Source organism: Janthinobacterium sp. GW456P (assembly GCF_002127655.1).
Classification (GTDB): Bacteria; Pseudomonadota; Gammaproteobacteria; order Burkholderiales; family Burkholderiaceae_D; genus Janthinobacterium.
On sequence record NZ_NEHB01000019.1, the window covers coordinates 44,062 to 62,886 of the forward strand.

The 18,825-nt window shown below is 64.1% G+C and carries 16 protein-coding genes and 1 pseudogene; 4 read left to right on the forward strand and 13 right to left on the reverse strand.

The features are described from left to right. Positions 1-15: 15 nt before the first annotated feature. The 3 genes from CBW66_RS18065 to CBW66_RS18075 all read right to left on the reverse strand — a co-directional run bounded on the left by CBW66_RS18065 (position 16) and on the right by CBW66_RS18075 (position 5,900). Positions 16-3,123: a heparinase II/III family protein gene (locus CBW66_RS18065; RefSeq protein ID WP_086139690.1), complete on the reverse strand. Its 3,108-nt coding sequence runs from the start codon at positions 3,121-3,123 to the stop codon at positions 16-18. A 255-nt stretch (positions 3,124-3,378) separates the two neighbouring features. Then, positions 3,379-3,870 carry a tetratricopeptide repeat protein gene (locus tag CBW66_RS18070; RefSeq protein WP_086139691.1) on the reverse strand — a complete coding sequence of 164 codons (492 nt, stop codon included), beginning with the start codon at positions 3,868-3,870 and terminating at the stop codon, positions 3,379-3,381. After that, entirely contained in the window at positions 3,867-5,900 is a 2,034-nt protein-coding gene (locus tag CBW66_RS18075; protein ID WP_086139692.1) for a bifunctional 2',3'-cyclic-nucleotide 2'-phosphodiesterase/3'-nucleotidase, read from the reverse strand. The genes CBW66_RS18070 and CBW66_RS18075 overlap by 4 nt, the downstream gene beginning before the upstream one ends. Here CBW66_RS18075 and CBW66_RS29035 point away from each other — a divergent pair. From CBW66_RS29035 to lysS, 4 genes and pseudogenes are all read left to right on the forward strand, one after another. Then, positions 5,899-6,066 (forward strand): hypothetical protein, encoded by a 168-nt coding sequence (locus CBW66_RS29035; RefSeq protein WP_170933085.1) that lies wholly within the window; start codon positions 5,899-5,901, stop codon positions 6,064-6,066. The genes CBW66_RS18075 and CBW66_RS29035 overlap by 2 nt on opposite strands. Before the next feature lie 37 nt (positions 6,067-6,103). Continuing rightward, a protein-coding gene (gene prfB / locus CBW66_RS18080; protein ID WP_139143151.1) for a peptide chain release factor 2 occupies positions 6,104-7,208 on the forward strand; the annotation gives its coding sequence in 2 pieces (ribosomal slippage) (positions 6,104-6,184 and positions 6,186-7,208; 1,104 coding nt in all). 2 nt (positions 7,209-7,210) lie between these two features. Next, positions 7,211-7,759 (forward strand): annotated as a pseudogene (locus CBW66_RS29470) (HAD family hydrolase); the annotation flags it as partial. 165 nt (positions 7,760-7,924) lie between these two features. Further along, the gene (lysS, locus tag CBW66_RS18085; protein WP_170933086.1) at positions 7,925-9,454 is read left to right on the forward strand and encodes a lysine--tRNA ligase; all 1,530 of its coding nucleotides are present in this window, start codon (positions 7,925-7,927) and stop codon (positions 9,452-9,454) included. A 192-nt stretch (positions 9,455-9,646) separates the two neighbouring features. Here the strand turns inward: lysS and CBW66_RS18090 are convergent, their stop codons facing one another. The 10 genes from CBW66_RS18090 to CBW66_RS18135 form a co-directional block, all read right to left on the reverse strand. Then, a complete protein-coding gene (locus tag CBW66_RS18090; RefSeq protein WP_086139694.1) occupies positions 9,647-10,648 on the reverse strand; it encodes a Gfo/Idh/MocA family protein in 1,002 nt (333 codons plus the stop codon). A gap of 12 nt (positions 10,649-10,660) precedes the next feature. Further along, positions 10,661-11,683 carry a porin gene (locus CBW66_RS18095; protein ID WP_086139695.1) on the reverse strand — a complete coding sequence of 341 codons (1,023 nt, stop codon included), beginning with the start codon at positions 11,681-11,683 and terminating at the stop codon, positions 10,661-10,663. 35 nt (positions 11,684-11,718) lie between these two features. Further along, on the reverse strand, positions 11,719-12,678 hold the full coding sequence (locus CBW66_RS18100) for a D-glycerate dehydrogenase (protein WP_086139696.1): 960 nt from the start codon (positions 12,676-12,678) through the stop codon (positions 11,719-11,721). Positions 12,679-12,697: 19 nt separating this feature from the next. Then, positions 12,698-13,672, reverse strand: a complete 975-nt coding sequence (locus CBW66_RS18105; protein ID WP_276206278.1) for a sugar kinase — start codon at positions 13,670-13,672, stop codon at positions 12,698-12,700. Continuing rightward, on the reverse strand, positions 13,669-14,415 hold the full coding sequence (locus CBW66_RS18110) for a sugar phosphate isomerase/epimerase (protein ID WP_086139697.1): 747 nt from the start codon (positions 14,413-14,415) through the stop codon (positions 13,669-13,671). The genes CBW66_RS18105 and CBW66_RS18110 overlap by 4 nt, the downstream gene beginning before the upstream one ends. Beyond that, on the reverse strand, positions 14,412-15,146 hold the full coding sequence (locus CBW66_RS18115; protein ID WP_086139698.1) for an amino acid ABC transporter ATP-binding protein: 735 nt from the start codon (positions 15,144-15,146) through the stop codon (positions 14,412-14,414). Before CBW66_RS18115 ends, CBW66_RS18110 begins: the two co-directional genes overlap by 4 nt. Next, positions 15,133-15,783, reverse strand: coding sequence for an amino acid ABC transporter permease (locus tag CBW66_RS18120; RefSeq protein WP_086139699.1), 651 nt, complete (start codon positions 15,781-15,783; stop codon positions 15,133-15,135). The genes CBW66_RS18115 and CBW66_RS18120 overlap by 14 nt, the downstream gene beginning before the upstream one ends. 1 nt (position 15,784) lies before the next feature. After that, positions 15,785-16,477, reverse strand: coding sequence for an amino acid ABC transporter permease (locus CBW66_RS18125; protein WP_086139700.1), 693 nt, complete (start codon positions 16,475-16,477; stop codon positions 15,785-15,787). A gap of 91 nt (positions 16,478-16,568) precedes the next feature. Beyond that, positions 16,569-17,375: a transporter substrate-binding domain-containing protein gene (locus CBW66_RS18130; protein ID WP_086139701.1), complete on the reverse strand. Its 807-nt coding sequence runs from the start codon at positions 17,373-17,375 to the stop codon at positions 16,569-16,571. 215 nt (positions 17,376-17,590) lie between these two features. Then, a complete protein-coding gene (locus CBW66_RS18135; RefSeq protein WP_205701211.1) occupies positions 17,591-18,661 on the reverse strand; it encodes a LacI family DNA-binding transcriptional regulator in 1,071 nt (356 codons plus the stop codon). Between the last annotated feature and the right edge of the window lie 164 nt (positions 18,662-18,825).

The following is an 18,825-nucleotide window of genomic DNA, read 5'->3' on the forward strand; positions in this document are numbered from 1 at the left end:
CGCCAGGCAAGCGGCTTACTCGATGCTAAGCACGCCCTGATCCGAGCTCAGATACGTTCCTGCGCCATCGGCCGCTTCCGCCAGGCTCCAGGCGTAGCCGCCGGCCGCCGGCGCCGACGTCAGCGCGTAGTGCGCGCCCGGTTTCAGTCCTGTCGCCAGGATGGCGCCGCCAGCCAGCGGCGAGGTCCAATCCATGCGGGCGGCGGGCGCCACGTCCCGGTTGAACAAGGCGTGTAACTGCCCGCCCAGCAGCAGCGCTTCCGTGTTGGCCGCCGCCGGCAGGCGCGTCGCGCCCGGCGCGGCGGCTGGCCCAGTGCCGCCATCATTGTCGGCCACGGCCAGCACATGCAGGAAGTATTCGGGCGCGTTCAGGGCGGGCGCTGCGGGAGCCGCCACTTCCAGGCGCCAGGCGCCGACATCGCTGGTCGATGATTGCTGCTTGCTGACCCGCGGCGTCTGATTGCGCCACAAATAACTGCCGTCGGCCTGACGCCGGCGCACGGTAAAACGGCAATCGGCGCCGTTGCCGGCAACGGCGCCAGTGTCGAGATTGGTCTGCGCGCAGCCATTGCCCCCTTCCTGCGCACCGCCTACCTTGCGCACGCTGGCATTGAGCGGCAGAATGGTCTGCGCTGTCAGCATGCCGTCGCCATTGCGTATGGTGGCGATGCGCTCCTGGCCCGGCTGGTAGCCCAGCTGGTACTGGCCATTGCCCAAGGCCGTCACGCCCGGCGCGACCGAGACGGGGTCATTTGCCGTGTGCAGCAGAAAGGTGGCCGGCAAGGCCTGCTTGCTGCGCACGCTGTCGAAGACGACCGTGACCGGCTTGGGCCAGAACGATGGCGAGCGCAGGAACAGCACATTGCGCACAAAACCGTTGGCCGTATCGAGCTTGCTGGACGCATAAGCCTTGCTTGCGTTGCCGCTGGTGTAGGTGTACTGCGGCGTATTTTCGTAGCGGACGATGCCGTCGAGCGCATTCGGGCCCGCAGGGCTGATTTCCTCGATCGTCGGATAGCCCTGCCTCGGCGCATAGAACCATTGGCCGCCGTCATTGCTGTATTCATTATCGCCGCGCGTAAAACGCTCGTTCCGATCGAATATCAGCAAGGTGTTATGGGCAATGCTGCGCGTGTAGTAATTCCACCAGTGGCTGCTGCCATAATCTTCATACAAGCCGGTGTCGAGCAGCAGCGGCGCCTTGTAATTGAGCGAAAAACTGTTCTGATCGAAGTGCTGGTGGTTTTCCGCGATAAAGGAGGTCGATTTGAATTCCAGCAGGGTGGCATTGGCATAATCCCAGCTATCGCGCATCAGCACCTGGCCCGACGTCCGGAAATGGCGCGACAGTTCCAGCGATTCCAGCGGCGCCGCCGGCAGTTGAACGGGCCACAGCAGCCGTTCCAGTATCAAGGCTTCGTGCGAACCGCGCGACGCCACGACGTGCTCGCGATAAAACTTCCCGGCGACGCCATCGGCCGTATCCGTCACCGCGCCCAGCGCCAGCTGTCCGATCAAGGTGCTGCCGAGCGGCGTCGTGAAATTATCGCCGCTGGCGGGAAAGCTGCCGTCATGGCGCAAGCCGTAGATATACGGATATATCAGCCTGGCTTGCCAGTCGGCCTGCAACAGGGGCGCCGCCCCCGTACTTTCCAGCGCGCTGCGCCACAGGAGCAAGCGCTCGGGAATGCTCGATACGCCATAGGCAAAGCCCATATGGTGGCCGCCATCGATGGAAATAAGGGCACGCGCGGCAAGAAAGCCCTTTTCGTAATGCGCATACGACGTTTCAATCATCGGCAACACTTCCGGATGCTCGTCAACGATGGCCAGCAAGCCGACGGTGGCATTATTGACGGCGCTGAACGGGTGGCCGCTGATATAGAAATTGGCAATGGAAGGCTTCGATTCGCTGCGATCCCAGCCTTCATACACGGGTTTTTTCTTGCAATCAAAACTGGTGCTGGTGATATATAACGGCTGATAGCCGCACATCGAGACAAATAGATTTTCAGATCCCTTGCCCGTATCGGCAGCGATGGTGTCCTTGATACGCTGCGCCGCCAGTTCGCGGTAGGTGCCGAAACCCACGGCGTCGGGCACAGCGCGGGCGCCCATTTCCGCAAACAGCCAGTCGTACAGGATGCCCAGTGCACCCACCCGTCCGCCCGACGACCACTCCCCGCCAGCAACGGGGGCAGTCACCAGCAGCTTGTCGAGGTAGTTCAGGGCGCCGTCGAGATACTTCGCATTGCCCGTCAGGCGATACGCCATGGCCAGCATCTGCGCAGTTTCATATATCGTGCCGCGGCTGCCGGTGGCCACGTTGCACAGCTCAGGCACGCCGCTGGCAGGGGGAATCAGCGGGCAGGTCTGAAGCGTGCTCACCCGTCCGTCGACACGCTCCATGAAGCCGTACCAAGCCTTGTTGAGCAAAGCATCCATCGCCGGTGCCTGCCACAATTCATGGCCACCGCCATCGAGCAAGCGGAAATTGCGCATGGTTTCATTGCGCCGCATGCCGATCCTGCTGATCTGCCCATCCGCCTGCCATGCCATCGGCGGCGTGGCGCCGGTCCCGTCGACCGTTCTCCAGCCCGTGGGCACGACAACGCCATTGACTTTCAAGTCAATTTTATGGGTCTGGCTATTCCATGACAACTGGATGGTTGACCAGGCATCGGGTTTCAAATCGATTCTGGCAACAGACAGATACTGGGCCAGTCCATTGACCTGAAAACCGACCTGGAAACCGATGCTTTCTCCCGCCGCGCCGGCCGGGCTATCGTAGGAATCGACGTGGCGGATAAAAAAGCCGTTGCGGCTCGCATTGAATTCGCCAAAAATCGGCTGGTTGACGCTATCGAGCGCATCCTTGCGCCCGGCGAACAGCTCCAGGCTGATGCTGCCGCCCGCGGCGGGAAACGTGGCCGGCAGGTTCGGCAACTGCGGTTTCAACGCATCGAAACTGGCCTGATTGACAAACAGGCGCGGATGCCCCTGTTTAATGGGCGCGGGTAATTGCGCCATCGCGGCAGAGGAAAGCAGGCAAAACATGCCCAGCACGGCATGCGCCATTTTCCTCGGCAGGAACGCTACGCCGCCGCAGCGCTGCTGAACCATTGTTTTCTGTTGGCGAATTGTTTGACTTTGCACACGGACTCCCGGAATCGGACTGTTAATAAAAAAATTATATGGCAAATACTGCCATACATTCTTTCAAAAAAGCCAATAACGACCGGCACATGACAAACTATCGCAAGAAAATATAAGGATTAAGAATTAATACAAGGAATTAATATTTCAAATCAAAAATAAATGATTCCTTCAATACATCCCAATTGCAGCACGCCCAACGTCGGGCATCCCGTCATGCCCTCAAGGCTCGGGCGGGCGGTGCCCCATCGCATGCGTGGCCATCTTCAGGTACAGGAATGATAGCTCCTCGCTGTGCGCATAACCCATCAGGCCTTCGGCCAGGGCCACGGATTTCTGCTGCAGCGCTTCCGGGTAGTCGCGGTCGCAGGCGGCGTCGAGCCAGTAGCGCGCCCTGGCTTCGTCAGTATCGGCCAGCATGTTCGCCACGATGAACATGGCCGGCGCCACGCCCCGTTGCGCTGCCCGTTCCAGCCAGCGCAGCGCGGCGGCACTGTCCTGCGGCCCGCCCATGCCGTTCTTGTGCATCAGGCCCAGGTAATACGCGGCGGGTCCGCTGCCCTGCTCCGCCGCCTGTTCGAACAGGATGCGCGCCTGCGGCTGGGTCGCTACTCCCGCGCGCATCAGCACCTTGGCCTGGGCCGTGGCGTCGGGCGCCGCCGCTGCCACGGGCGACGCCAGCGCGGCGGCCAGCAGCAAGTTCGCCAGCATCATTTCGACAAATCGAGCTGGTACAGCGCAAAGCCCTTGCCCGCGCCGTCATCAAGCTTCAGCTGCGTGACGTTGTCGATGCCGGCCGCTTGCGCCAGTTCGATCACGCCCGGCGCCGAGTAAAACACCACCGGGCCTTTGGTGGCGGCTTTGGCGAAGGTCCAGCTGCGCGCCGCGCCGTTGTTCGCGCGCGTCAGGTTTTTCTGCTGCGTGACATACGCGATCAAGAGTTCGCGGTTGTTGTCGGGCGAGGCCACCACCGTCTTGCTGCCGTCGAGGCCAGGGAAATTGCCGCCGCCGCTGGCGCGGTAGTTATTTGTCGCGATCAAAAATTCCTGGCTGGAGTCCACAGGTTTGCCTTTGTAGCTCAGCGCCTTGATGCGCTGGCCCGGCGGCTGCGTGACGTCGATCTGGTAGCGCACGTCGGCGCTGGTGATGGCGTCGAAGTTGTAGCTCGGATGGGCCGTGTTGACCAGTTCCTGCGCTTCCAGCTTGTTCGGGTCGATGGTATTGAAGCGCCGCGCCGACTGTTCCAGCCAGGCCTTCAGCTCCGCGCCGTTCATCTTCACGCCGTACAGCGCGTTCGGATACAGATACAGGTCGGCCGCGTTATTCAACGCCACATTGCCCGCCTTGACGTCCGTGTAGTCGGACACGCCGGCCGAGCCGCTCTTGAACGGCGACGACATCGACAGCACGGGCAAGTGCGCGTACTGCGGCAGGTTCGCCTTCACGTACGCGGCCAGGTAACTCGATTGCGCCTGGTTCACGACTTCGATGGCGCTGACGTCGCCCACGTCGGCGAAATACGTCGACATGCGGAAATCCGTGGCGCCGACCGGTGTCTGCACGTAGGCGATCGTCGCCGCGTGTTCCTCGGCCACCAGCTTCGCGATGGCAGGATCGGCTTGTACGTAGCTTTTATCCGCGTTCTGGATGCCGCGCGCCTCCACCGTCGTGGCGCGCTTGTCGACCACCCACTGCTTGCCGTCGTGGCGCAGGCGCAGGCCGATCACGCCCAGGTGCTTGCCCCACAAATTGGCCATCACCGTGGGCACGCCGTTGACCAGGCCCTTGACCTTGTCGACGCCGGGCAAATTAAACTGCGGCACCGTGCTGACGGCGTTCGGGAACAGCTGGTGCGAGTGGCCGATCAGCATGGCGTCCACGCCCGGCACCTGCGACAGGTAGTAATTACCGTTTTCCATGGTCGGCGAATACGGGCTGTCATCGAGTCCGCCGTGCGAAATGGCCACCACCAGTTCGGCGCCTTTCGCGCGCATCTCGGGGATGAATTTTTCCGCCGTCTCGCGCACGCCCTGCGTGTAGACGCGCCCTTCCAGCCAGCGCTTGTCCCAGGCCATGATGGTGGGCGGCGCAAAGCTGATGATGCCGACCTTCACGCTGCTGGTCACCGGTTTTCCATCGGGACCGGTGGCCGTGATCTGCTTGTCAAGGATGTGGTACGGCGCAAACAGGGGCTTGCCCGTCCTGGCGCTGTAGACGTTGGCCAGCACCTGCGGGAACGCGGGACCGGCGCAGCGCGGTTTGCCCGCATCGACGCTGTCGACGTCGAACTGGTTGCCCGTCACCTGACTCAAAAACGCCAGGCCGTAGTTGAATTCATGGTTGCCGATGCCGCCGCCGTCCACTTTCAGCAAATTCATGGCCTTATAGATGGCCAGGGTCTGGTCGCAGGCCAGCGGTTTGACAAGGGCCTGGTAGTCGGCCAGCGCCGTGCCCTGGATGGTGTCGCCGTTGTCGAGCAGCAGATTGTTCGGGAATTGCGCGCGCGCCTGGGCGATCAGCGTCGCCGTGCGTTCCAGGCCAATCGACGGTTCCGCCTGCAGCTTGTAGTAGTCATAACTGAGCACATTCGCGTGCAAGTCCGTCGTCTCCAGCAAGGCCAGGGTGGCGCTGCTGCCGGCCGGCGCGGCGGCCAGCGGGTGCACGGGTCCGGTGGTGGCGGGCGGCAAGGCGCCGCAGCCGGCCAGCAGCAGCGGTAACAGGGCGAGACGAGGAAGTGAACGCATGGGGGTTTTCCTGTGGAAAGACAATATCGCCAGCATCATACGCAGCACGCTGGCCATCATCAAGGCAAAAATATTGTCGCAAATACAGCAAAACAGCGCATTTATTGCTCTCGGCGGCGGCGATTCGGCGCTGCCGGCATCAGAAACGCGCCGCGCTCGCGTATAATTCAAGGTTTGATTTCACCATAGAAGACCAGAACATTATGGAAGCCGAACGCATCAATATCATCTCCGCCCTGCTCAACGACCTGACGGTCCGCGAAGCCGAACTTCGGAGGTATCTTTGACTTCACTGTCAAGTCGGAGAAACTAGAGCAAGTCAACGAAGAGCTGGAAGATCCCACCGTCTGGAACGATCCCAAGCGCGCCCAGGACCTCGGTAAAGAGAAGAAGGCGCTGGAAGCCATCGTCTTTACCCTGGCCAAGGCCGATGCCGACCTGCGCGACACCCGCGACCTGTTCGACATGGCCCGCGAAGAAGGCGACGACGAAACGCTCGAAGCGATCGAGCAGGACGTGCAGGAAATCCGCAAGGTCATCGAAAGCATGGAATTCCGCCGGATGTTCAATAATCCGATGGACCCGAACAACTGCTTCATCGACATCCAGGCCGGTGCCGGCGGCACGGAAGCCCAGGACTGGGCCTCGATGCTGCTGCGCCAGTACCTGCGCTATTGCGAGCGCAAGGGTTTTAAAGTTGAAATCCTCGAGCAGTCCGACGGCGAGGTGGCCGGCATCAAGACGGCCACGCTGAAGGTCGAGGGCGACCACGCCTACGGCTTCCTGCGCACGGAAACGGGCGTGCACCGCCTGGTGCGCAAGTCGCCATTCGACTCGGCCAACGGCCGCCACACGTCGTTTACGTCGCTGTTCGTGTATCCGGAAGTCGACGATTCGATCGAGATCGACGTCAACCCTGCCGATATCCGCGTCGATACCTACCGCGCGTCGGGCGCCGGTGGTCAGCACATCAACAAGACCGACTCCGCCGTCCGCATGACCCATGCGCCGACCGGCATCGTGGTGCAGTGCCAGAATGACCGTTCGCAGCACCGCAACCGCGCCGAAGCGATGGAAATGCTGAAAGCGAAGCTGTACGAGCATGAGCTGCGCAAGCGCATGAGCGAACAGCAAAAGCTGGAAGACTCGAAGACGGACGTGGGCTGGGGTCACCAGATCCGCTCATACGTGCTGGACCAGTCCCGCATCAAGGACTTGCGCACCGGCTTCGAGACGGGCAATACCAAGGGCGTGCTCGATGGCGACATCGACGACTTCATCTCCGCCTCGCTCAAGCAAGGCGTATAAGGATGAACGCATCCGCTCCAGCGCAGCGCGCCTTCCTGTTCGACATGGATGGCACGATCGTCGACAACATGGCCTTCCACACGACATCGTGGCTGGCGTTCTTTGAACGCCAGGGCCATGCGCTGGACGCGGACGCCTTTTTCCGCGACACCGCGGGACGGCAGGGCCGCGAAATCATCGCCAAGTACCTGGGCGAGGATGCCGACCACGTCACCCTGCTGGCTGAAAAGGAAATCGTCTACCGCGAACTGTATGGCCCGCACCTGGCGACAGTGGCCGGGTTCGACCGGCTGATCGCCAGCGCGCGCCAGCATGGCGTCGGGCTGGTGGTCGGCACGGCCGCGCCAAACGAGAATATCGCGTTCACGCTCGACGGCCTGGACCTGCGTCACCGCTTCGACGCCATCGTCGGCGCCGCCGACGTGGAACGGGGCAAGCCGCACCCGGACGTTTTTCTGAAAGGCGCGCTGCTGGCCGGCGCGCTGCCGCAAGACTGCATCGTCTTCGAAGACGCGCCCCTGGGCGTGGAAGCGGCGCGCCGTGCCGGCATGCGCGTCGTGGTACTCACCACCACCCTGCCGGCCGAGGCCTTTGCCGATTTCGACAACATCATTGCCATCGTGCCGGATTTTTCCGCGCTCGACGTCGACGCACTGTTTGCCAGCGTGGCGCCTGCGCTGGCGCCACATCATCAATCATCACCAACGAAGAACACCATGACTACGGAACTCCAAGAACAAGCCGCCGCCCCCGATGAAAACAAGATCATCGCCGAGCGCCGCGTCAAGCTGGCCGCACTGCGCGAACAAGGCGTCGCCTTCCCGAACGATTTCCGCCCCGAACACAAGGCGGCCGATCTGCACGCGCAATACGGCGGCAAGACGCGCGAAGAGCTGGAAGCCGAACCTGTCACCGTGGTGCTGGCCGGCCGCATGATGCTCAAGCGCGAAGCGGGCAAGAAAGCCGCCTTCGCCACCCTGCAGGACGCGTCCGGCCCGAAAGCCGACGGCCGCATCCAGATCTACGCCACCTTGGACCTCACCGGCGAAGCGGCCATGGCCGCCCTGCACCACTATGACCTGGGCGATATCCTGGGCGTGCAAGGCACCTTGTTCAAGACCAAGACGGACGAACTGACCATCAAGGTCACCGAACTGCGCCTGATCACCAAGTCGCTGCGCCCGCTGCCGGACAAATTCCACGGCCTGGCCGACCAGGAAACGAAGTACCGCCAGCGCTACGTCGACCTGATCATGAACGAAGAGACGCGCCGCACCTTCAAGGCCCGTACCGCCGCCATCTCGTCGATCCGCCGCTTCATGGAAAAGAACGAGTTCATGGAAGTGGAAACGCCGATGCTGCACACGATTCCCGGCGGCGCGGCGGCCAAGCCCTTCATCACGCACCACAATGCGCTCGACATGCAGATGTTCCTGCGCATCGCGCCCGAGCTGTACCTGAAGCGCCTGGTCGTGGGCGGCTTCGACCGCGTGTTCGAGATCAACCGCAACTTCCGCAACGAAGGCGTGTCGATCCGTCACAACCCTGAATTCACGATGATGGAATTCTACGCGGCCTACACCGACTACAAATGGCTGATGGATTTCACGGAAGCCGTCATCCGCCAGGCCGCCATCGACGCGCACGGCACCGCCACCCTGACCTACGGCGGCCGCGAACTCGATTTGGCAAAACCGTTCCACCGCCTGACCATCGTCGAAGCGATCAACAAGTACGCGCCCGGCTATACGACCGAGCAGTTGAACGATGCGGACTTCATCAAGGAAGAACTGAAGAAGTTCGGCGTCAAGCCCTTCGCCACGGCCGGCCTGGGCGCGCTGCAACTGGCGCTGTTCGAAGAGACGGCGGAAGCGCAGCTGTGGGAACCGACCTATATCATCGACTATCCGGTCGAAGTGTCGCCGCTGGCGCGCGCCTCCGACACAGTGGCCGGCATCACCGAACGTTTTGAATTGTTCATGGTGGGCCGCGAGATCGCCAACGGCTTCTCCGAGTTGAACGATGCGGAAGACCAGTCGGCCCGCTTCCTGGCGCAAGTGGCCGCCAAGGACGCCGGCGACGAAGAGGCGATGTTCTACGACGCCGACTACATCCGAGCACTGGAATACGGCATGCCGCCAGCCGGCGGCTGCGGCATCGGCATCGACCGCCTGATGATGATCATCACGGATTCGCCGAACATCCGCGACGTCCTGCTGTTCCCGCATTTGCGCCGCGAAGAATGATGAACACCTGAAAAATCTACTGCGCGTCGCGATTTGCGGCCTGCGATGCTCACTGTGCCCCAGCACAGTTGCGCTTCTTAGCCGCAACTCCCATCCGCTCGCTACGATTTTTCAGGCGTTCGATGCTTCAAGGCAAAAAATAGCCGCCTGATTTTTTTAATCAGGCGGCTTTTTCACTTGTGCGGCCAGCCGTCAGCCGGCCAGGGTCACGCGCTGGTGGCTGCGGCTGGCCTGCTGCGCCGCCAGCGCCGTCGCCAGCGCGCGCATGCCGTCATCGCCCGTGGCGGCCGGCTGACCTTCGCCACGCATGGCAAGCTGGAAGGCGCGCACCGAGCGCACGTACAGGTTCTCGTGTTCGACGGGGATGTCGACACTGCCGCCGTCGCGCGTCAGGCTGATGCTGCCGACGGGGCGCTGCGTCATCACGCCGGTGGCGAAAATCGTGCCCTTGCTGCCGATGATTTCCACGCCGGACAGCGAATACGGCGCGTTGAACGCATCGTGCACCTGCACCAGCGTGCCGTTGTCGAACTCGATGACGGCCATCAGGCCCTCTTCCAGCCCCGCCACCGTCATGCCGCCGCTGGTGGCGCAGGCGGTGACGTGGCACGGCTCCGAGTCGAGCAGGAAGCGCAGGGTGTCGACGTCGTGCACGAACATGTCGAGCGTGACGCCGCCCGACTCCGGCGCGTCCAGGCGCCAGCCGCGCAGGTGCTGCGGCAGGTTGTTCGCGTGCAGCACGCGGCAGTACAGGGGCTGGCCAATTTCGCCCGCGCGTATCAGCTCGCGCACCTTGGCGTGGCTGGCGGCGTTGCGCAGGTGGTGGTTAATCCCCAGCACCACGCCCGCTTCGGCGCAGCCGTCGATCATGCGGCGGGCGTCCTCCAGGTTCAGCGCCAGCGGCTTTTCGCACAGCACGTGCTTGCCGGCGCGCGCCGCCTGCAAGGTCTGCGCTATGTGCCATTCGTTGGTGGTGCTGATGTACACGGCGTCCGCGCCCGGATGGGCCAGCGCCGCATCGAGGTCGGTATAACTGGCGGCGATGCCGAATTGCTCCGCAAAGGCGGCGCCGCGCGCGGCGTCCCGGCTGACCACGGCCAGCACCTCGGCGTCGCCCTGCTGGCGGATCGCATCGACCATCCATTCGCGCGCCACGGTGCTGGCGCCGACCAAAATCCATCCGGTTTTCTTCATTCGATTCTCCCCTTAAAAAGTGTGGCGCAGGCCCAGGTTCCAGGCCTGGTTGCCGCTGCCGTTGTCGGTGGCATTGCCCACCAGGTAGGCGGCGCCGTTGCGGTTGTCGATGTGCGCGTAGGCCGCGTACAAGGTGCTGCGTTTCGACAGCGCATAGGTGTAGCCGATGCCGATCTGGGTGGCGTCGCCGTTGGCGGCGCGCCGGTCGTCGCGCCGCACGTATGAAAACAGGACGCGGTGCGGGCCCACGGGCAAGGTGGCGCCCAGCATCAGGTCCGCGCTGTCGACCGTGGTGGCGGCGCCGGCCGTGCTCTTGCTGACGGCGACGGCGCCGTGCGCCTTGACCACGCCGAAGTCCCAGGTGGCGCCCAGCACGGTGTTGCGCGCCCTGCCCGCCAGCTGCGCGCTTGACAGGGTGTTGGCGTCCTGGTGCGCCATGCGCACATACAGCGGCCCGCTGGCATAGGTGGCCGCCGCGCCCGTGTAGCGCCTGGCCGAGGCATCGCCCGGCACTTCGCCTAAGCCGTACGCCAGTTCACCGGAGAGTCCCCCGCGCACGGGCGAGCTGTAGCTGATGCTGTTGTCGACACGGCTGATGTAGCCGGCCGTGAAGACGTTGCTCATCCTGCCAGCAAAGCCCAGGTAAAACGGGTCCAGCACGCCCAGGCTGCTATCGATGAAGGTGTACTGGCGTCCCAGCCGCAAGGTGCCCGCCGCACCGGCGAGGCCGACGAAGGCCTGGCGCCCGAACAGCAGGCCGCCCTGGGCCGAGGCACCCGTGTCGGCCAGGATGCCCGCGTCCATCGTAAAGATCGCCGTCATGCCGCCGCCCAGCTCTTCGCTGCCCTTGAAACCCAGGCGCGAGCCATTGGCGATGCCGCTCGTCAGCTTGAGCACCCTGCCCCCGGGGCCGCCGCTCTCGGACACCACGCCCATGTCCATGATGCCGTACATGGCCACGTTCGACTGCGCCGAGCACAGGCCGCCGCAGGCGCCCGCGCCGATGATCATTGCCCTTGCTACCTTGTTCTTCATTTCTTTCCCTGTCTGTCTTTTTATGGATACTGTTCTTAGCTGACCAGGTGGCGCGGGCGCTCGCCGCGCAGGCCGGCCAGCAGGTTGTCCACGGCCTGCTGCGCCATGGCGTAGCGCGTTTCGTGCGTGGCCGAGCCGATGTGCGGCAGCGCCACCACATTGGCCATGCGCGGCAGCGGATTGTCCGGCGCCAGCGGTTCGCGCTCGAACACGTCGAGACCGGCACCGTGGATGGTGCCCTGCTGCAGCGCCTCGATCAGCGCCGCCTCGTCGACGATGCGCCCGCGCGAACCGTTGATGAAGATGGCGCCGGGGCGCATCAGCGCGAATTCGCGCCGGCCCATCATGCGTTCCGTCTGCGCCGTCAACGGCAACACCACGCAGACGAAGTCGGATGCGGCCAGCAAGTCGTCGAGCGCCACCTGGCGCGCGCCCAGCGCCGCTTCCACTTCGGGCACCGCCTCGCCGTTCACGTACAGCACCTGCATGCCGAAACCCAGCGCGGCGCGGCGGGCGACGGCGCGGCCGATGCGGCCCATGCCCAGCATGCCGATGGTCTTGCCGTGCACGTTGACGCCGTACTGGCTTTCGCCCACGCTGCGCGTCCAGCGCCCGGCCTTGACGAATTCGGCCAGTTCGACGATCCTCCGCGCGCTGGCGAGGATCAGCGCGAAGATCGTGTCGGCCGTCGTTTCCGTCAGCACATCCGGCGTATTGGCCAGCAGGATGCCCCGTTCGCGCAGGTAATCGACGTCGAACTGGTCGACGCCCACCGAAATGGTGGAAATGATGCGCAGGTCGACGGCCGGGCCCAGCAGTTCGCGGTCCAGGCGCACGCTGGCGCCCAGCAAGCCATGCGCGCCGCGGATGGCGGCGGCGAATGCGGCGCGGTTGCCCGCGTCGATCGCCTCGAAATATGTCACCTCGCATTCGGCGCGCAGGCGCGCCAGCAGCGGTTCGGCCACTTTTTTATATACCACCACATGTTTTTTCACGAGTTTTCCCCTGTTCGGTTCAAGATGGGTCCAGCGCGTCGAGCTGGGCACGGGTCGGCAAACCTTCCATGTCGCCGGCCACCTGGATGGCGAAGGCGCCGACCCGGTTGCCGCGACGTACAGCCTGCGCCAGCGGCAAGCCTTCCAGCAAGGCGCTGACCAGGCCGGCCGCGAAGCCGTCGCCGGCGCCTACCGTGTCGACCACCCTGGCCACGCGCTCGCCCGGCACCATGCCGCTGTCGCCCTCGGCCGTGCGGTAATAGGCGCCCTCGCCGCCCAGCTTGATGACCACCAGCCGCGCGCCCTGCCGCAGATAAAAGCCGGCGACATCGTGCGGCAGGTCGTGACCGGTGAGGATTTTCCCCTCCCCCAGGCCAGGCAGCACCCAGTCGGCCCTGGCGGCAAGGCGGTTGATCTGCTCCACCATGACGGCTTGCGACGGCCACAGCGAGGGCCGCAGGTTCGGATCGAACGACACGGTCCGGCCATGCTCGCGCATGAAGTCGATGGCCTGGCCGGCGAACGCCAGGCTGGTGGCGGATAGCGCCGCGGCCACGCCGGTGGCGTGCAGGTGGCGCGCGGACAGGAAATAGGCGGGGTCGAAGTGCTCGGGCGCCAGCCGGCTGGCGGCGGAACCCTTGCGGAAGTATTCGACCAGCGGATCGGCGCCGTTCTCGGCCTTCTCCTTGAGCAGGAAACCGCTGGACTGGCCGGCGACGGCGGCGACCCGGCTGCAATCGACGCCCTCGGCCTGCACGCTGGCGCGGATGAAGCGGCCAAAGGAATCGTCGCCCACGCGGCTGAGCCAGCCGACTTTCAAGCCCAGGCGCGCCAGGCCGATGGCGACGTTCGTCTCGGCGCCGGCCAGGCGGCGCGTAAAATGCGCCACGGCCGCCAGGTCGCCCGTTTCCTCGGCAACGAACATCGCCATCGCTTCGCCGTAGGTGACGACGTCGAGCGCATGCGCTCCGTGCAGCATGTCATGTTCCATCATGCAGCCTCCAATATTTGAATGTAGCGGCCCGTTTCGGCCACCAGGTCGGCGCCCTCGAGGGGGAATTCGATGGCCCGCTGCACGCCCGGCGCAAAGTGCGCGAAGACGGCGCGCCAGGCCGGATCGGCGTGGGAAACGGCGCAGGCGGACAGCCGGCCCCCGTCATCGCGCACCGCCTTGCAGTGCACGTAGCGCACGTACGGCGCCAGAAGGCGCGCCGCCTGCTGCGCATCCTCGCCCACCCAGCGCCAGTTGCCGATGTCGAAGGTCAGGCCCACCGGCAGCACGATCTCGCGCGCCGCCGCGAAGAAGCGCGCCATGGGCGCCAGCGCGCCGCCATGGGCCGTCTGGTCGTTTTCCACCAGCAGCGCCACGGGCGCCGCCGCCAGCTGGGCCTTCAACACCTGCAAGTCCGGCGTGGCCGGGTAGTGACCGAGCGACACCTTCAGGTAACGCGCCCCCAGGCGCGCCGCCTCGTCCAGCATCTGCCGCAGCAGGTCCTGTTGCAGCAGCCCGTCCGCGTCCCACAATTCGATGGGCGTGGAATACACGCAGTACAGGCCGCGCGCGGCCACCGCCGCACCCATGCGCGCCAGGTCCGGCCAGTCGGAAGTGAACAGTTCGCGGCGGATCTCGATGCCCGCGCCGCCCGCATCGGCCACCACGTCGATGAAATGGCTTTGCCCCAGCTGCCTTACCCTGCTTGCGCCATACGCCGACGCCGCCACCAGGACGGGGCTCATTTGATCGCTCCCGCGCCGACGAACTGGCGCGCTTCCGGCGTTTGCGGGTTGCTGAAAAACGCTTCTGACGGCCCGCTTTCCCACACCAAACCCTGGTGCATGAAGACGGTGACATCGGCCATGCGCCGCGCGAACTCCATCTCGTGCGTCACCAGCAGCATCGTCATGCCCGCCTGCGCCAGCTCTTCCATCACATTGAGCACTTCCTGCGTCAGTTCCGGGTCGAGCGCCGACGTCACTTCGTCGAACAGCATCACCTGCGGCTCCATCGCCAGCGAACGGGCGATCGCCACGCGCTGCTGCTGGCCGCCCGACAGCTGCTCGGGATAGGCTTCGCGCTTGTGGTCCAGGCCCACCTGCTTGAGCACGCGCAGCGCCGTGGCGCGGCCCTGGGCGTCGGGCACTTTCTTGACGATGCGCGGCGCCAGCATGACGTTTTCTTCCACGGTCAGGTGGGGGAACAGGTTGTAGCTCTGAAAAACCATGCCGACGTCCTTGCGCAAGTCGAGCAGGTGCTCCTGGCGCGCCGTCAGCGTATGGCCGGCGACGACGATGCTGCCGCTGTCGATGGTTTCCAGGCCGTTGATACAACGCAGCATGGTGCTCTTGCCGGAGCCGCTGCGGCCGATCACGGCGATCACCTGGCCCCGCTCGACGGCGAACGAGACGCCCTTGAGCACGTGATTGGGGCCGAAGCTCTTGCTGATATTGTCGATTTCAACGATGGGCATGGAATTTCCTTTCCAGTGTATGGCTGTAGCGCGACAGCGGATAGCACAGCGCGAAGTAGATCAGGGCGACGACGGGAAAGACGATGAAAGGCAGGAAGGTCGCATTGCTGACCAATTGCCCTGCCCGCGTCAGTTCCACCACGCCGATGATCGAGGTGATCGAGGTGTTCTTGATGATCTGCACCATGAAGCCCACCGTCGGCGGCAGCGAATGACGCAGCGCCTGCGGCAGGATGACGTAGCGCAGCTGCTGGTAGCGGTTCAGCGCCAGCGCGGCCGACGCTTCCCACTGCTGCCGCTGCACGCCTTCGATGCATCCGCGCCAGATCTCGCCCAGGTAGGCGCTGGAAAAAATCGTCATCGCCACGCCGGCCGCGATGAGCGGCGACAGCTTGTAGCCGAACAGGGCCAGGCCGTAATAGGTCAAAAACAGCACGATCAGCACGGGCGTGCCCTGTACCAGCTGAATGTACAGGGCGCTGATGCAGCGCAGGAGCGGACTGCGCGCCATGCGCAGCAGCGCCACCGCGAAGCCGGCGATGCCGCCCGTGAGGAAGACGATCAGCGACAAGCCGATGGTCCAGCGCGTGGCCTCGAGCAGGAATTGCAGGTTATCCCAGGAAAAATCACTGATCATGTCATGCTCCCATGCGCACCGCGCCCAGACGGCGGCGGCGCTTGAAGACGATCTGGCCCAGCACCCAGAAGCTGAAGCGGAACAGCAGGGCCAGCACGATGTACAGCACCATCACGACGATGTAGATCTCGAAGCTGCGGAAGGTTTCCGCGTCGAGCAGATGTGCCGCGGCGGTCAGCTCTTCGGCGGAAATGGCCGACACGACGCTCGAGGCCAGCATCATCAAGGTGAACTGGCTGGCCAGCGCCGGATAGACTTTTTCCAGCGCCGGCAGCAGCACCACGTGGCGCATCACCTGCCAGCGCGTCATGCCCAGCGCCTGCGCCGCCTCGAGCTGCGACGGATGCACGGCGCCGATGCCGGCGCGCACGATTTCGGCCGCATAGGCGCCCAGGTTCACCGTCATGGCGACGAGTGCCGCGCCGTTCGCGTCGAGCTGCAGGCCCAGCGACGGCAGGCCGAAGTAAATGATGAACAGCTGCACCAGGAACGGCGTGCTGCGGATGATCTCGACATACGCGCGCACCACGGCGCGGGCATAAACGGGACCGTTCTTCAGGATCACGGCGGCGCACACGCCCACCGCCAGGCCCAGCACCATCGCCATGGCGCTCAGGCGTATCGTCAGCGCCGCGCCCCATAGCAGGCGGTCCAGCGATTGCATGACGAGTTCGAAATGAAATTCATACGGCATACTCAACTCCTTGTCTGCGTGCGCGTCCCCGGCCGCGCCGCCATGGCGGCGCGCCGGAGGGACAAACACGATCCCTGTGCGGGTGGCGGTATCAGAAGGTCGGCAGCGCCGGCAGCGGCGCGCCGCTCCACTTGCGCGCGATGGCGTCGAGTTCGCCGTTCAGTTTCACGTAATAGATGAAATTGTTGAGCCACTGGTGCAGCTCAAAGTCGCCGCGGCGCACCGCCATCGAGTTCGGCTGCAGCGAGTAGGTGAAGCGGACCTCGATCTTGCCCGCGCCGCGCGTCTTGATGATGTCGAGCGCCATCGTGCTGGGAATCGAGACGGCGTCAACCTGCTTGCTGAGCAAGGCCTGGGTGACGGTGGCGTCATCCTCGAAACGCACGATATTGGTGCCGGCTGGGGCCAGGCGGCTCAAGGCCGTATCGTTCGTGGTGCCGCGCGTCACGCCCACTTTCTTGCCCTTCAAGTCGGCCAGGGCCTTGAATTTGCCGCCGACCGGCGCGACGATAGCCAGTTCGAACGCGCTGTAAGGCATGCTGAACATCAGGGTCTTGGCCCGTTCCGGCGTCGGCGCCAGGGTTGCCACGAGGAAATCGACCTTGCCCGATTCCAGCGACGGCACGCGCGACGGCGCCGTCAACGGGACTATTTCCACGGGCAGGTTCATGTATTTGCCGATCAGGTTGGCGACATCGACGTCATAGCCGACGGGCGCGCCCTTGGCGTCAATGCTGCCGAACGGCGGCGTGCCGCTGACCACGCCGATGGTCAGCTTGCCTTTCTTGATCAGGTCGCCAAGCGTCTGGGCGCCGGCATCGGCCGCCGCACCCAGGGCAAACGTTGCTGCGAGCGCGCAAGCCACGATCTTCGAATAAAACAGTGTCGTCATCTTCATGTTTCCGTCTCCTGTGATCCCGGTACCGGCCTCATCGAGGCACTTCCGGGAATATTGTCAAATGGACGATTCAGATCGCCTCTTGCCATGTCATTTCAACTTCATGCCAACCAATACCCTGTCTGACTATCCACACTCCTTTCAAGGTGAATACCATCTATGAAACCGGTTCCATAACTGCCTCAAAAAAAAAGGGCAACGCCCTCTTCCCCGCCTCAAGCGTCGCCGCCCTTGCGTACTTCGCTGCCTTGGGTGGAATGACGCACAATCAACTTACCCGGCAACAGCACCTCGCGCGGCGGGCACTGCTCGCCCTGCAGACGCGACAGCATGCACGTCATCGCCGAAAAGCCGATCTCATAGGTCTGCTGCTCAATCGTGCTCAGGCCCGCCAGCGGCGACCACGGCAATTCGTCAAAGCCCAGCAAGCCCACGTCCTGCGGCATGCGCAAGGCCAGGCGCTGCAGCATCAGCGCCAGCTCCAGCGCCACCATGCCGTTCGAAGCCAGCAGCGCCACGCGGCGGCCGCGCCATTGCGCCAGGCATTGCCGCACCTGCGCGTCGATGGAGGGCCGGTCGTCCAGGTCCACGGCCAGCACCTCGCCCACACAGCCGGGATGCTCGGCCATCACGGCCTGGAAACCGTCGGCGCGCATCAGCCGCGAACTGACGCCCGTCAAGGGCGGCGCGATGAAGGCGATGGCGTCGAATCCCTGCTCGATCAGGTGCGCGGTGGCCAAGCGCCCCGCCTGCACATTGTCCAGGCCCACCAGGTCGAAATCGGCGCCCTCGATGCGGCGGTCGACCAGCACGATGGGCATCTCCGCCTGCTGCAAGTCGGACGACTGGATATTGCGTCCCTGCGTGTTGACGATCAGCCCTTCCACGCTGTACGAGCGCAGCGCGGCCAGCGACTGCCGTTCGCGCTGTTCATCATTGCCGGTATTACACAAGATCAAGGTATAGCCATGCTGCTGGCACGCCGCCTCCACGCCTTGCAGCACGGCCACCGTGTAGGGATTGAGCATGTCGGCCACCACCATGCCGATCAGGCGCGTGCGTCCGCGCTTGAGGCCGCGCGCCATCTGGTTCGGCTGGTAGCCGAGGCGCGCGATGGTGCTGGCGATCTGCTGGCGGATGTTTTCGGACAAGGCATCGAGTTCGCCACCGAGAAAGCGCGACACGCTCGTTTTCGACACGCCCGCCTCGCGCGCCACCTGGGCGATGGTCACGGGCCGTGCCGGCTCGCCGGAGGCTGTTTTTTTACTGCCGCGTACTGAATCCAAACTTGCTCTCCACTAGCTGTTGATCTGCATATTTTTATTTTGGAACCGGTTCCAAAGATAGCACCCGCGAATCGATGACGCAAGCGATTTGATTGCCTGTGGCGGCGAAGGAACACATGGTATCGAGCTATGCAAAAGCGCCGCCCGCCCCCGGCAAACGCGGG